The organism is Kushneria phyllosphaerae, from assembly GCF_900312995.1.
GTDB lineage: Bacteria > Pseudomonadota > Gammaproteobacteria > Pseudomonadales > Halomonadaceae > Kushneria > Kushneria phyllosphaerae.
Genome location: NZ_ONZI01000001.1, coordinates 1,294,498 through 1,309,422, shown reverse-complemented (window position 1 = coordinate 1,309,422; position 14,925 = coordinate 1,294,498). Strand labels below are relative to the sequence as shown.

The 14,925-nt window shown below is 59.8% G+C and carries 13 protein-coding genes; all 13 read right to left on the bottom strand.

What is annotated here, in order from left to right; genetic code table 11:
• Nucleotides 1-51: 51 nt before the first annotated feature.
• Complete coding sequence (locus KSP9073_RS05800) at nucleotides 52-3,090, bottom strand: PilC/PilY family type IV pilus protein (RefSeq protein ID WP_108841938.1); 3,039 nt, start codon at nucleotides 3,088-3,090, stop codon at nucleotides 52-54.
• Nucleotides 3,087-3,584: a pilus assembly PilX N-terminal domain-containing protein gene (locus KSP9073_RS05795; protein ID WP_108841937.1), complete on the bottom strand. Its 498-nt coding sequence runs from the start codon at nucleotides 3,582-3,584 to the stop codon at nucleotides 3,087-3,089. The genes KSP9073_RS05800 and KSP9073_RS05795 overlap by 4 nt, the downstream gene beginning before the upstream one ends.
• A complete protein-coding gene (locus KSP9073_RS05790; RefSeq protein ID WP_108842067.1) occupies nucleotides 3,574-4,488 on the bottom strand; it encodes a PilW family protein in 915 nt (304 codons plus the stop codon). The genes KSP9073_RS05795 and KSP9073_RS05790 overlap by 11 nt, the downstream gene beginning before the upstream one ends.
• Nucleotides 4,488-5,063: a type IV pilus modification protein PilV gene (pilV, locus tag KSP9073_RS05785; RefSeq protein ID WP_108841936.1), complete on the bottom strand. Its 576-nt coding sequence runs from the start codon at nucleotides 5,061-5,063 to the stop codon at nucleotides 4,488-4,490. Before pilV ends, KSP9073_RS05790 begins: the two co-directional genes overlap by 1 nt.
• Before the next feature lie 106 nt (nucleotides 5,064-5,169).
• Nucleotides 5,170-5,643, bottom strand: a complete 474-nt coding sequence (locus KSP9073_RS05780) for a sterol desaturase family protein (RefSeq protein ID WP_108841935.1) — start codon at nucleotides 5,641-5,643, stop codon at nucleotides 5,170-5,172.
• Between the two features lie 19 nt (nucleotides 5,644-5,662).
• Complete coding sequence (ispH, locus tag KSP9073_RS05775; protein ID WP_108841934.1) at nucleotides 5,663-6,616, bottom strand: 4-hydroxy-3-methylbut-2-enyl diphosphate reductase; 954 nt, start codon at nucleotides 6,614-6,616, stop codon at nucleotides 5,663-5,665.
• Between the two features lie 97 nt (nucleotides 6,617-6,713).
• On the bottom strand, nucleotides 6,714-7,199 hold the full coding sequence (gene fkpB, locus KSP9073_RS05770) for an FKBP-type peptidyl-prolyl cis-trans isomerase (RefSeq protein ID WP_108841933.1): 486 nt from the start codon (nucleotides 7,197-7,199) through the stop codon (nucleotides 6,714-6,716).
• On the bottom strand, nucleotides 7,189-7,716 hold the full coding sequence (gene lspA / locus KSP9073_RS05765; protein ID WP_108841932.1) for a signal peptidase II: 528 nt from the start codon (nucleotides 7,714-7,716) through the stop codon (nucleotides 7,189-7,191). The genes fkpB and lspA overlap by 11 nt, the downstream gene beginning before the upstream one ends.
• Nucleotides 7,709-10,543, bottom strand: a complete 2,835-nt coding sequence (gene ileS, locus KSP9073_RS05760) for an isoleucine--tRNA ligase (protein ID WP_108841931.1) — start codon at nucleotides 10,541-10,543, stop codon at nucleotides 7,709-7,711. Before ileS ends, lspA begins: the two co-directional genes overlap by 8 nt.
• Before the next feature lie 17 nt (nucleotides 10,544-10,560).
• The gene (ribF, locus tag KSP9073_RS05755; RefSeq protein ID WP_108841930.1) at nucleotides 10,561-11,622 is read right to left on the bottom strand and encodes a bifunctional riboflavin kinase/FAD synthetase; all 1,062 of its coding nucleotides are present in this window, start codon (nucleotides 11,620-11,622) and stop codon (nucleotides 10,561-10,563) included.
• 64 nt (nucleotides 11,623-11,686) lie between these two features.
• Nucleotides 11,687-13,252 (bottom strand): murein biosynthesis integral membrane protein MurJ, encoded by a 1,566-nt coding sequence (gene murJ, locus KSP9073_RS05750; protein WP_439330936.1) that lies wholly within the window; start codon nucleotides 13,250-13,252, stop codon nucleotides 11,687-11,689.
• 138 nt (nucleotides 13,253-13,390) lie between these two features.
• Entirely contained in the window at nucleotides 13,391-13,657 is a 267-nt protein-coding gene (gene rpsT, locus KSP9073_RS05745; RefSeq protein WP_108841928.1) for a 30S ribosomal protein S20, read from the bottom strand.
• Nucleotides 13,658-13,774: 117 nt separating this feature from the next.
• Entirely contained in the window at nucleotides 13,775-14,923 is a 1,149-nt protein-coding gene (proB, locus tag KSP9073_RS05740; RefSeq protein WP_108842066.1) for a glutamate 5-kinase, read from the bottom strand.
• Nucleotides 14,924-14,925: the final 2 nt, after the last annotated feature.

Genomic DNA, 14,925 nt, shown 5'->3' with positions numbered 1-14,925 from the left:
GTTATGCGACTGCCTGATGCATTTTTTTCGTATACACGGTATGCGCCACGGTTACTGCTGGTACCACCACAGTGGTGACGTGACCAGACATTCACGAAAGGCGCCGTCCTCGGCATCATACTGACCGCAGCCATTCTCGTCGCCGTTGGCCGATGTGCCTTTGTCGTCTTTCAACACCTCTGCGACCAAACGGGCTCTCTCGCTGTCCAGAACGCGAGTTCGCAGCCCCTCTATCAAAAAGGCGGGCGTTTCCTGCAGGTAGCTCCCCATATCGGCACTTTTGACCGTGGCCGCCTGCTGTTCATGTCGATGCCCATCGTCATGCCAGACCGGCAGGGAAAAACCGTAGAGTTGTGAAGTACCGCGCGCAGCCATGCACATGTCGGCAGACACTTCGGGCTGGTAGGTCGTAAAAAGCGTATTACCGGCGATCGTGGAAGCATCTGATAACACCTTTTCCTCGACAGGCAGCATCAGCCGCCAGCCTCGAAAGGCTTTCATGTTCAGATACCCCTGCTGGTCCACCGGTGCACGAAGCGTATAGGTGGAGGCCTCGGCCAACGCTTCAATTAGATCATTATTGTTGAGTATGCCGGGTGTGCTGGTCTCAAGGGAACCATCAAGCCATCGACTGACGTCAATAATATAAAAGGCGTCTCGACTACCACGGCGAAGCGGGTTGGCACGGTCGCCACTGCCCAGCATCAAAAGATCCACGGGCTTTTGATCCAGATAGGTGCGCACGAGATTGGCCCGATTAAAAAAACTCCGATCGACACCGTCTTGATCATGACGCCCAAGAGCAGCCAACTGGTGAAGCTGCCAGTCTGCTATTGTTCTTTTTCTGCCCCTGCCGTTATCGCCCAATTGCAGGTCAGCGAACCAGATACTGCCTCCGGTATCGCCAAAAAAAGCGCCATCTAACGCCCCATCAAAGTCTCGATCCACTGGAGTAATGGTGGCCGGCACACTATCTGCCGGCCCCTTGAGCGAGGCGATAATGGTTCCTTTTTGGGCATCAATGACCGCCATGCCTGTGCCAAAGCGGGCTGTAGCGGGGCTGGCCTGATGACCTGCCATGATGTCGTAGCCCATGCCCACCAGAAATACAGCGCGACCATCTGCCAGCGTGGCCGCCACCGGCGTGGACCAGCTCTGCCCCCAGTCGGGCGCCACGGTGTGCCAGGCCATTTTCGGCGCATCCGGGTCGATCACATCCAGGCCGTAATAACCGCGACCGCCGCGGCCAAATCCAAACGCCAGTACCGCATTTTCAAGCGTCACATGACGCTTGCCCGCCGAATTAGGCGCCACATCGTAGTCAAGCCAGGCCCCCGGGGAGCCATCCACGCCGTAATGGGTCGACTGGGAAAAATATTGTTGACCGCCACCGCTCTCCGGCCACGGATATTCGGGTCGGGTGTTGAGCATTCGATACACGGCCATACTCGCCGATTCGCGCGGCCAGAAGGCCCAGCGCTCACTCCCGTTGGCGTCGTCTATCGCGTGGAGCAGCCCCTCGTTGGTGCCGGCAAAGATACGGATACGCTGTTTATCGATCGGGCAATCAGAGGCCGTATCGGCGCAGCCATAGTTGATGGCCAGCGGCTGCGAGTGAACGATATCGCCCATTACCCACGGCCTGATATTCGTCTCGCTGTCATTGGTGACATCCAGCCCATACACCCAGTCCGCCAGCTGCCGAGGGGTATAGCCGGCCTGCCCCAGCACCGCCAGGGCACGGTTATCAACTCCGTCGGCATCAAGACTTTTTTGCGTATTGGGCCTTGCCAGGGAGCCGAAAACGGCATTTTTGCCGACATCGGTATAGAGCGTTCTACCGGTCACAACCTGCTCTCGAATGCGCGCGCCGGCGCCTCCCTGCTCAACGCTATCCGGCGCGGCAATTTCGGTAATCCCACGACTCCAGAGATCCCTTTTAACCGGATTGGCCGGCTGACGGGTGTCCACGGCAAACTTTTTCAGGTTACCGGTCCAGGGAACGTAGCCACGCGGCAGAAAGCCGGGGGAATAGACAAGTTCCAGATTTTCGTTCCCATCAATGTTGGCGGCCGTACTAAAACGCTGGGTCTGAATCTCGTTTTCGATGATGCTGCCCAGAATTCGGCTGAAGGCCAGATCCAGACCATCGCGATCGTTGGCTTCATAATATCCCTGCGAGATGCCAGGCGGCGGTTGAGCCGCATCTTCAAGGAGCCGCTGCTGTGTGGTAAAGCCGATGGTAAAGGTATAGGCGTGCTGCGTGCCGGATAAATTGGAAGCCAGATCCTTCTCGGCCATGAAGCGTGTCAATTGGGGCAGGCAGTTTTCCTGTCGCGATACCCGCGTCGAGTCCAGCGGATCCACGGCGTCATAAACGCCACAGGTCTTGCCGGTCAGTGTGTGTATGGCGGCATTGGCACTGGTATCCCATTGCGGAATGCCGTCAGTCATATAAATGACATAGACATTTTCACAGGCCCTCAGCGGACGGCGGTAATTACCGTTGTTATCTTCGGCATTGCGATCGCGCAGGGGTTCTACACTGTTACTGTCCTTGCCATACGTGACTGACTGGCCCTGAATATAACGGTATACCTCGGCCATGGTCTCGCACAATGGAGTGGATGTATTGGCCTGCAAGGCATTGATGGTGTTTAAAAGCGACAGGCGCTCGCTGCCACTCTGGCGGGGCGTATTGGTAAAGGCCTGAACAACACGACCACCGTTATAAAGCTCCTGAACCTGGCAGTTGGTGCCAAACCAGTTGCACTGGATTTGCGCACGATTATCGTTGAAGACACTCAGGGAGAAGTTAATACCCGGATGCTTGCTGACCAGCCCACTGACGATGTCCTTTGTCACTTGCAGACGGGACTGTCGGCTGTTACCTACCGTTTCCTTCATGCTCGCCGAGGTATCAATAATCAGCATGACTTGCGGCTGTCCGCCGCCGCCACTCGCCTGATAGGCCGGCAGATAGATGTCCACGTCATCGCCACGCGCCACCTGCGAGACGGCCAGACAGGTCATCAGCACGACGAACATCAGCCACTGCTGCCAGCACTTGTACGAACAGATTCCCATCATGGCGCACCTCCCGTACTCAAGGTCACCACACCCTGATAGATCCCACGATCCTGGTCCCGGGAAGCATCAAAATCTTCCGGCACAACGCGCAGGTTGAAATAGCCGTAGTGTTTCAGCGCCTGGTTGCCGGGGGCGGCAAGGCTTGTGGCATAGCGCCGTTCGAGCTGTTCACGAACGGCGCTTGAAAGCCCCACCTGGTCATCATCAAGACACAGGCGCTGAACGCTCCACTGTGCATCGGCTTCCGGCGCCGCCACACGGTTGCTACAGGGCGTTGCCAGATAGGCCGGCATGAGCGTTTCAAGACGCGCCAGCTGCGCTTCGATCTCTCCGTCCTGCTGTTGAAAACGCTGCACGCCGGTCTCGGCGTAGTGCGCCAGCCGGGTATCCAGCAGCCCGCGCTGGGCCAGCGAGACGGCCAGTACCGTCATGGCCGCCAGTAGAATCAAACCGATAACCAGTGTAAAGCCGCCCTGGCGTTGATCAGAGACCATATGCCCCCCTGAGACGGCCATTGCGCAGCGTCGCTGTGGTCACAAAAAGGCGCCGCTGATAGTGGTCGGCCCCAAAGGTAATAGCGCGCCCGGCCACCAGAAACTCACGCGCCGGCATCGGCTGCGCCATTTTTTCGCTGCGCATCACCATGTAAATCCGCGCTGCGACCACGCGGTCCCAGTCCCCGGGCTTCCACTGAGACACGGCTTCGCTGTTATAAAAACGATTGGCGCTGCCATCGCCGCTATCATCACGGCCCCACTCCACCTCAAGGGCTTCAACATGGCGCACAATTTCGCTGCTGGCGTAATTTCCCGACGCGCTGCGTCGGTAGACGTAGAGTGCCGGCACGCTTTCTCCGCTATACGCATCATCGACCATACGCAGGTAATAGATACCGGCGTGATAGTGCCAGTTGCCCTGACAGGGCTGATCAAGGGTGAGGTGTCGCAGGGGATCGAGCGTCAGGCAACTGCCGTTGCCATGATCGGCGTATCGGATCGCCACAACGGCGGAAGGACGTGAAGCGCTGCTATCCAGGGTTACAGCGCTTTGCGGCACAAGACCCAGCGTTTTGGCCTGAGTGACTTCACCGCCCCAGACCGGCAGGGCACAGGCAATCTCGGTGAAGTGACTTATATCGCTGCACTTGTCATCACGCTGCGGCGACATGATCTCACCCCAGAACCCGGTGCGGCGCAGTTCCTCGCCCAGCAGCTGCGTGGCCATGCGTCCTCTGACCTGCAGGTCGGCCATGGCATGCTGCTGTTGAAAGGTGCGCGCGGTCTGCATGTAGAGCACGATCACGGCTGAGAGCACCATCAGGCCCAGCGCCATGGCGATCATCATTTCAAGCAGGGTGACGCCTCGCTGAGCATGCGCAGATGGAGAGGCAAATGTCATCAGCCGCGGCCCGGGGAATAACGGCTGCTGGCGGTGACACTTTGACGGGCGCTGGTAATGTCGGCACTGCCACAGATCCCATCGCCATGATGACCCATTCCGGTACCGTGCCAGGCCAGTGTGACGGTGGCATCAAATCGCTGCGCCTGCGTCGTGACACTGATGCAGGCATGAGCCTGCGGTAGACCGTCAAGGCGGCGGTGCTCACCCTGCGCCTGCATGAGCTGATGCTCCCAGTCGGCGAGATCAAAACGTGCCAGTGCCTGACTGTCGCAGTTCATCTGCCGGCAATCACTACCACCCTGCTGCTGTTGATCACCGATGGGAGCATTGGCGCGCTCCCCGACGTTGTAGACGACCATCGCCTCACGGGTAGCATTGGCGCGCAGCCGCTCCAGCATGTCGTTGACCAGCAGCGTGGCGCGGCCACGCTGCAGGGCCTGTTCGTTGGCCTGCTGGGCGTGCAACACAAGGCCCATAACGCCCATGGCGCCAAGACTCAGCACCACCATGGCGACCAGGACTTCCAGCAGGGAAAAGCCGCGCTGGGCGGGCATACACGTGTGAGACATCATGTCGAATCCGGGCGCTGAACAGCGCTCCTATCGGCATGATCGTGTCAGAACTTGAGAAGAGAGGAGCCTGCTTCAATGAGAATTGAAGCAGGCGGAAGCGACTATCTCAGGACCGGCGCCGGTTGGCCAGTTCGCGTTTGAGACGCTCAACGGGTCTGGTGATCAAAAACCCGAAGGAGACGGCACCTTCTTTTGTCTCCACAGCGTGATGCATGCGGTGAGCCTGAATACGCTTTTTCCAGAAGTGCTGACGGCGACTGAACGGCACCGGGAAGCGCCGATGCACCAGCCCATCATGAAACATGAAATAGACCAGCCCGTAAGCGGCAATGCCCAGCCCAAGCGCCAGCTGGAAGGCATGGCCATTGAGCCCGTTGTAGATCAGTACTACCGAGGGCAGTGCAAAAAAGACCGCAAACAGATCGTTAAGCTCAAAAAGCCCATGGCGTTCGCTGTGGTGTGAGCGATGCAAGCACCACAGAAAGCCGTGCATGATATAGCGATGCGTAAACCAGGCCACGAACTCCATGCCGGCAAACGCCAGCACAAACAGCATCACCCAGAGCAGCAGATCTCCCATACAGGCCTCCCAGTGGATGTCAGGCGCTGACGATCACCTTCTCGCGCAGCTCCTTCGGCATGGAGAAGGTAATGGTCTCCTCACGCCCGGCAAGCTCTTCGGGCTCCTGACCGCCCAGTTCCTTGAGACGATCGATCACGCCTCTGACCAGCACCTCGGGCGCACTGGCCCCGGCGGTCACCCCTACCACCTGACAGTTTGCAAACCACTCGCCCTGCATCGACCCGGCATCATCGATCAACCATGCCGGCGTCCCCATGCGCTCGGCCAGTTCGGCCAGGCGATTGGAATTCGAGCTGTTGGCACTGCCGACCACCAGCAGAACGTCACACTGCTCGGCCAGCTCGCGCACGGCGTCCTGACGATTCTGGGTGGCGTAACAGATGTCATCCTTGCGCGGGCCCTGGATGGCCGGGAAGGTTTCCTTCAGAGCATCGATGACCTTTGAAGTGTCATCCATCGACAGCGTCGTCTGGGTCACAAAGGACAGATTTTCGGGGTTTTTGACCTTCAGCGCCCGAGCATCAGCCTCATCTTCGACCAGATAGATGGCGCCGCCGTAGCTTTCGTCATAACGCCCCATGGTGCCTTCGACTTCCGGATGCCCGGCGTGGCCGATCAAAATGCACTCATGGCCGCGTCTGGCGTACCGCAGCACTTCCATATGGACCTTGGTCACCAGCGGGCAGGTAGCATCAAAGATCCGCAGACCGCGGCGCTCGGCCTCCTGCTGCACGGCACGTGACACGCCATGCGCCGAGAAGATGACGATATTGTCGTCGGGGATGGCATCAAGTTCCTCGACAAAGATGGCGCCGCGCTCGCGCAGCGTCTCCACCACGTAGCGGTTATGAACCACTTCATGGCGAACATAAATCGGTGCGCCGAACACATCAAGCGCCCGATTGACGATATCGATGGCGCGATCGACGCCTGCACAAAAACCACGTGGATTGGCCAGCCTGATCTGCATGGGCCACCTCGCTATTGAATAATGGTGTCAGTGTCGCACATCAGGACGCTGATGGGCGAACGGCGATGGGGTCGACTGACCCCATCATGAAATGCTGTCAGTGGGTCGTGGCGGGCGTGATATCGAGCACTTCGACGTCAAAGGTCAACGTACGTCCGGCCAGCGGATGGTTGAAATCCACCTCGACCTGGCGCTCATCCACTGACTTGATGACCCCGGGCAGCTCGCCCCCACCGGTCGGGTCAGCAAAGGACATGACCACCCCCTCCTCCAACGCCTCCTGATCCTCGAAGTCTGCACGCTTGAGCATCTGCACGTTTTGAGGGTTCCAGGGGCCAAAGGCGTGTTCCGGCGCCACATCGCTTGTGCGGGTTTCCCCCACTCGCATGCCCCGGATCGGCTTTTCAAATCCGGGGGGCAGATTGCCGTCGCCGAAGACAAACTCGGCCTGGCGCTTGCCACGAGTGGTATCCACCTCGGTGCCATCTTCCAGCCGCAGGGTAAAATGGATGGCGATCGTCATGTTGTCATCGGCGACCAGCGCTGCGTCGCTGTCGCCCTGCCCTGCAGACTTATCCTTCATGATGACGCTCCGCTGATGAAGTGTCTTTTTTGTCACGCTTGAACGAGCCGATGATAATGCCCAAGGCTCCCAGCGTGATGGCCGTATCCGCCAGATTAAAGGCCGGGTAGTACCAGCCCTGCCAGTGAAAGGATAGAAAATCCACCACGTAGCCGTGCACCACCCGATCAAAAAGATTGCCGATGGCGCCGCCGATAATCAGCGAGATCGACACCTGATTGAGCCGGTCATGGCGCTCAAGCCGAGCCAGCCAGATACTCAACGCAATCACGGCGCCGACAGCGATCAGCGCAAACAGCCAGCGCTGCCAGCCCGCATGCTCCGACAGAAAGCTGAAGGCCGCGCCGGTATTGTGCAAAAGCGTCAAATTGAAAAACGGCAGCACTTCCACCGGGCGCGCGTAGGCAAGCGACATGCTGGCCCACGCCTTGGCCCCCAGATCCAGCACGATGACGGCCAGCGATAGCCACCACCAGCGCAGCGTATAGCGCGCATGCGCATATTGCCCCTTAGGCATAACGACGCACCTCACCGGGGCCATCCGGCAGATTGGAAATCGAGCGCGCCGACAGCGTCGGATAGTCCGGATTGGCACCCACGTCGGCACGGCGCTCCCAGCTGCGTTCATCCTTGTCGAACTCGCTCAGGCGAATGGCAACCTTCAGGCCGTCAAGCTCGGTCGTACGTGCATCGCCGCCTGCCGACAGGGGCGCCAGCGTGGCCTCGGAGGTGATCAGAACAAAGCGCAGTTCCTCCTCGAAGCGTGACAGCAGCGCATGAAGTTCATCATCCACATACAGGGTAACTTCACTGTCCAGCGCCCCCTTGATGATGCCCTCGTTACGCGCGTCCTCGAGCTGCTTGTTGACCGCCTGCTTGACCTCGATCACACGATCCCAGAAGGCGCGCCCCATGGTCGCGTCTTCCGGCAGCGTGGCAAGGCCTTCGTAATAAGTTTCCAGCAGCACGCTGTCACCACGCTCGCCGGGAATATGCTCAAAGATCTCTTCGGCCGTGAAGGAAAGAATCGGCGCAATCCAGCGCGATAGCGCCTCGATCACATGATAGAGCGCACTCTGACAGCTGCGGCGAGCCAGCGAATCAGGCTGAGTGGTGTACTGACGATCCTTGATGATGTCGAGATAGAAACCGCCCAGGTCGCGGGCGCAGAAATCATGTACCTGCTGGTAGACGTCGCGGAAACGATACTCCTCGAAGGCCTTTTCGATGCGCGCCTGCAAAAGCACTGCACGATCAATGACCCAGCGGTCCAGCGCAATCATGTCGTCAAACGCCACCATGTCGCGCTTCGGGTCAAAGCCGTTGAGGTTGCTCAGCAAAAAGCGCGAGGTATTGCGAATGCGACGGTACACATCGGCGGTACGCTTGAGAATCTCGTCAGACACCGCCATCTCGCCCGAGTAGTCGGTCGAGGCCACCCACAGGCGCAGAATGTCGGCGCCGAGCTTGTCCATGACCGTCTGCGGGGCGACCACGTTGCCCAGCGATTTCGACTGCTTGCGTCCCTGAGCGTCCACCGTGAAGCCGTGGGTCAAAAGCTGACGATAAGGCGCATGGCCGTCAATCGCCGCGCCGGTCAGAAGCGAGGAGTGGAACCAGCCGCGATGCTGATCCGACCCTTCAAGGTACAGATCGGCCAGCGGGCCGCTGTCATGCCCCTGGGGATGCGAGCCGCGCAGCACATGACGATGAGTGGTGCCCGAGTCAAACCAGACATCCAGCGTATCCATCACCTTCTCAAACTCATTGGCCTCGTCGCCAAGAAGCTCGGTCGGGTCGAGACGAAACCAGGCATCAATGCCCTCTTTCTCGACGCGCTGGGCCACTTCTTCCATGAGCTCGACAGTGCGCGGATGCAGCTCACCGGTTTGCTTGTGCAAAAAGAACGGAATCGGCACGCCCCAGTTACGCTGACGCGAAATACACCAGTCCGGACGATTGGCGATCATGCTGTGTAGACGCGCCTTGCCCCAGGCCGGTGTAAACCGGGTCGCCTCGATGCTTTCAAGGGCAAGCTCGCGAAGCGTTTTGCCCTCCCGACCCTGGATATCCATGCCCACGAACCACTGCGCCGTGGCGCGGTAGATCACCGGGGACTTGTGGCGCCAGCAGTGCATGTAGCTGTGCGTGATGGGCTTGTGCGCCATCAACGCGCCGACTTCGCCGAGCTTTTCGATGATGTTCGGGTTGGCTTTCCAGATCATCTGGCCGCCAAAAAACGGCAGGTCGTCGACATAGACACCGTTGCCCTGCACCGGGTTGAGCATGTCGTCAAAGCTCATGCCATGGGCACGGCAGGTGTTGAAGTCATCCACGCCGTAGGACGGGGCCGAGTGAACGATACCCGTGCTGCCAATTTCGGACTCGACGTAGTCGGCCAGATAAACCGGTGACAGACGATCATAAAAGGGGTGACGGAAGTTGATCAGCTCAAGCGACTTGCCCGCGGTCGTGGCGATCACGTCACCGCTCAGGCCAAAGCGCTCCAGAGAGCTCTCGACCAGCTCTTCAGCCATCACCAGTAGACGCTCACCGGTATCGACCAGCGCATAGGTGAAGTCCGGATGCACGTTGAGCGCCTGGTTGGCGGGAATGGTCCAGGGCGTGGTGGTCCAGATGACCGCGGCAGCCGGCCTTGCCAGCGCTTCAAGGCCAAAGGCCTCTGCCAGCTTATCGACATCTTCCACCGGAAAGGCCACATCAATGGCATCGGACTTCTTGTCCTGATATTCCACTTCGGCCTCGGCCAGTGCCGAGCCACAGTCAAAACACCAGTTGACCGGCTTGAGCCCCTTGAAGACAAACCCTGTCTCGACCATGTCAGCCAGCGCCCGGATCTCGCCGGCTTCGTTGACATAATCCATGGTGCGATAGGGATGATCCCAGTCACCAATCACGCCCAGACGAACAAAATCGGCCAGCTGGGTTTCGACCTGGGCGCTCGCATATTCGCGACACAGCGCCCGCGCCTTCTCGGGCTCCAGATGCTTGCCATGGGTGGTCTCTACCTTGTGCTCGATCGGTAGACCGTGACAGTCCCAGCCCGGCACATAAGGCGCATCAAAGCCTGCCAGGTTCTTCGACTTGACGATGATGTCCTTCAGGATCTTGTTGAGCGCATGCCCGATATGGATGCTGCCGTTGGCATAGGGAGGGCCATCATGCAGCACGAACAAAGGGGCACCGGCGCGCGCTTCACGCAGGCGCTGGTACAGATTCATGTCCTGCCACTGCGAAACCCGGCCCGGCTCCTGCTTGGGCAGCATGCCACGCATGGGGAAATCGGTATGGGGCAGATTCAACGTATGCTTGTAGTCGCTCATAACCTGATGGTCAGCCGTCACTGTTCATGTTTGCTGCGTTCCGCCGCCAGTGGCGCCGAGGCCATGGGATAGCGGCAGGAAGGCAATGATGCATCCACCCCTTCTGCGTCGGGCGAGGTACCCACGGCGTCAGAAGCGTGCTGCCGGAAATCGTACTGCTTGAAATAGTTGCGCGCCTGATCGATATCAAGATGAATGCGGCGCTTGAGTTCATCGATGGAAGCGAAGGTCTCTTCGCCCCGCAGTCTGGCGCAGGGCATGACGATCAGACGCTGTCCATAAAGGGACTCATCAAGATCGAAAAGATGCACTTCAAGAACCGGGCGATCCGCCCCGACCGTGGGTCGCCAGCCGATATTGAGCACACCGGGCACCTCACGCCCATCCTCGAGCCGGGTCATGGCCGCCATGACCCCGCGCAGGATCAGCGGGCCCGGCAGCATGGGCAGATTGGCCGTGGGGACGCCAATGGTACGCCCCAGCTGACGGTCCTTGACCACCCGGCCTTCCAGACTGAAGGGACGCCCCAGAAGCTGCTCGGCCTGCTCGAAATTGCCCGAGGCCAAGAGGGTGCGCACACGAGTGCTCGACACCCGCTCTCCTCCAATCTGAAAGGTGCGCGTGTGCTCAACCGAAAAACCGGCCTGCTCGCCAAGTGTTTTGAGCAGGTCAAAATCCCCGGCACGATCACAGCCAAAGCGAAAATCATCGCCCACCACCAGATGGCGAACACCCAGCCCCTGTATCAACACACGATCCACGAACTCGCGAGCCGACAGTTCACGCAGGCGGCAATTAAAGGGCAGGCACAGCACCCGATCGGCCCCGTACTGACCCAGCAGGCGCACCTTGTCGCTTAACCGGGTCAGCCGGGGCGGCGCTTGATCACCGGAAAAATACTCGCGCGGCTGAGGCTCGAACACTACGACCACGGCCGGCAGGTCATGCGCCCGGGCATGTGCCTTCAACTGATCCAGAATGGCCTGATGACCACGATGGACCCCATCGAAGTTGCCGATGGTGACAACACTGCCCCGGTGCCGGGGGCGTAGATTATGTAAACCTCTGATCAGTTCCATGCCCACTGCTGCCCGCCGTGATAAACCTTCGATTATAGCGCTGTACACGCCCAACGGACAGGCATCAGCCGCGCAGTTTGAAATGGCGCACGCGGACTCCGGCAACACCCAGCCAGGCAAAGTAGACCGCCAAAGCCCCAACGATCAGGCCCAGCAGTACCGCAAGACGCTGCTCGATTCCCCACGACAGCCATTGTTGCCAGTCGGGCGTCAACCACCAGAGCCCGCCGGTGAGCAGCACACAGCCGACCAGCAGCTGCAGGGACAGTCGCCCCCAGCCGGGCTGAAACTTCAGCACATCGCGCTGCAGAAGACCACGCCCCAGCAGGACAGCATTGAGCCAGGCCGACATTGCCGTGGCCAGCGCAAGCCCTGCATGCGCCAGCGGCCACATCAACATCAGATTGAAAGCCATGTTGGCCACCATGGCAATGATCCCGATCTTGACCGGCGTTTTAGTGTCCTGACGCGCGTAGTAGCCGGGCGCCAGCACCTTGATCAGCATGAAGGCGACCAGGCCCAGCGCATAGGCACGCAGACTGCGCGAGGCCATGACGATATCGTGATCGGTCATCGCGCCATAGTGAAAGAGCGTGATCAACAGCGGCTCGGCCAGCACGATCAGCGCCAGCGCCGCCGGCAGTCCGATCAGCAGCACGGCGCGAATGCCCCAGTCGATCATGCGGGCAAAATGCGTGGGATCATCACTGGCATGCTGACGTGACAGGGCCGGCAGAATCACGGTGCCTATCGCAATGCCAAAGACGCCAAGCGGCAGCTCCACCAGTCGGTCGGAGTAGTAGAGCCAGGAGACGCTGCCGCCCACCAGTATTGATGCCAGCACGGTATCGAGCAGCAGATTGATCTGCGATACCGACACCCCGAACATGGCCGGGCCCATCAGGCGCAGGATGCGACGAACGCCGGTATGGCGGAAGTTGGGCCGCAGGCGCGGCAGCAGCCCCAGCCGCAGCAAAAAGGGAATCTGAAACAGCAGCTGCGCAATGCCTGCAATCAACACGCCCCACGCCAGCGCCATGACCGGGACATCCAGCAGTGGGGCCAGCCACAGCCCTGCCCCGATCATCGACAGGTTCAAAAGCACGGGGGTAAAGGCCGGCACGGCAAAGCGGCCGTAGCTGTTGAGGACACTGCCCGAAAAGGCGGTGAGCGAAATCAGCAGCAGATAGGGAAAGGTCAGGCGCAGCATCTCGGCCGTCAGTGCCAGCTTGCCATGGCCATCATCATGGAATCCGGGCGCAAAGACCCAGACCAGCCAGGGAGAACACAGCACTGCCAGTACCGTAATACCCAGCAGGACCACGGCAAGCGTCCCGGCCGTGGCGTCCAGAAGCTCTCTGACCTCCTGACGCTCGCGCTGGGAGGCATACTCCGACAATACCGGCACGAAGGCCTGATTGAAGGCGCCCTCTGCAAACAGGCGACGCAGGAAGTTGGGAATCCTGAAAGCGATAAAGAAGGCGTCAGCACCACTGCCGGCACCAAACAACGTGGCCACGACCACATCACGCGCCAGACCCAGCACCCGTGACAGCATTGTCATGACGCCTACTACCATGCCCGAACGCAACAGCCCAGCGCCCTTTGCTCCGCTCACTTCAGCACTCACGAGATATGATCTCCCCATCTGAAAAGGGCCACATGATGATCCCAGGCTTTCATCGCGGCATTGCCCGGATACGCAAAAAACCGGCCGAAGCCGGTTTTTTGCAGGTACTGCTGTCTACAACAGGGCGTTTCCCTGTTATCAGGCAGCCAGCGCCTTGATACGCGCGTTCAGACGGCTCTTGGTACGAGCGGCGCGGTTCTTGTCATAGGCATGCTTGTCAGCGATACGGTCGATCACGCGCTGTGCAACGCGGAACTCGGCCATGGCGACACTGTGATCACCGCTGTTGATTGCCTTGATAACACGCTTGATGTGCGTGCGAACCATGGAACGCTGGCTGGCATTTTTCTGGCGGCGGCGCTCGGACTGGACGGCGCGCTTACGAGCCTGACGGGTATTGGCCATCGTCTACTCCCTGGAGTGTTGACGTTGATAAATTTTGATAAAAGTGCCTCTTGGGCGGGCACCTTCACAAGAGAGGCGGCATTCTAGCAGCGCCCTCGAAGCAATACCAGCCCCAGGTCAGGGGTCGCAAAGGATCACCATGTTGTCACGATGAATAAGCTCGGGAGCCTCGATATAGCCCAGATGCGCCACGATGTCGTGGGTCGGCACACCCAGTATTCGCCCGGTATCCTGAGCATCGTAATTGGCCAGCCCCTTGGCAATCGGCTCGCCGTCACCATCCACACACAGCACCATGTCGCCGCGACGAAAATTTCCATCCACGGCCGTGACGCCTACCGGCAAAAGACTTGAGCCCCGCTGACGGACGCGGGTCACAGCCCCCTGGTCCAGCGTCAGCGTGCCCCGAACCTGCAGCTGCCCGGCCAGCCAGCGCTTGCGAGCCGTCATTGGCGCATGCTCCGGCACCAGCAGCGTGCCAATGCCCTCGCCTTCAAGCAGACGCGACAGCACCCGAGGCTGGCGACCGCTGGCAATCAGCGTCAATGCTCCGGAACGCGCAGCCAGTCTGGCAGCACGAATCTTGGTGGCCATGCCGCCTCGACCCAGCTTGCCACCATCACCGGCCACGGCTACCCAGCGCGGGTCATCTGCCTTGCCCTCGCTGATCAGTTGCGCATCGGCATCCTTTCGAGGGTCGGCATTATAGAGACCCTCCTGATCGGTCAGGATGATCAGGGCATCGGCTTCCAGCAGATTGACCACCAGCGCGCCCAGCGTGTCATTGTCGCCAAAGCGAATCTCGTCGGTCACAACCGTGTCGTTTTCGTTGACGATGGCCACCACGCCCAGATCAATCAGGGTACGCAGGGCCGAGCGCGCATTGAGATAGCGCTTGCGGTTGGACAGATCATCATGGGTCAACAGAATCTGCGCAGTGCGAATGTCAAAGCGGGCAAAGTGGTCTTCATAGCTGCGCACCAGTCCGGTCTGCCCGACGGCGGCAGCGGCCTGCAGATCATGAAGCGCACTGGGTCGGACCTGCCAGCCCAGCCGGACCATGCCTTCGGCCACGGCACCGGAAGACACCAGTACCACTTCAACGCCGCGTCGATGCAGCTCGGCAAGCTGATCCACCCAGCCACCGATGGCCGCTTCATCCAGCCCGCGACCATCGTTGGTCAACAGCGCACTGCCGATCTTGACCACCACACGACGCAGCCGCGTGACCTGACTGCGACTACCTTCCAGGGCCTGTTCTGTCATCG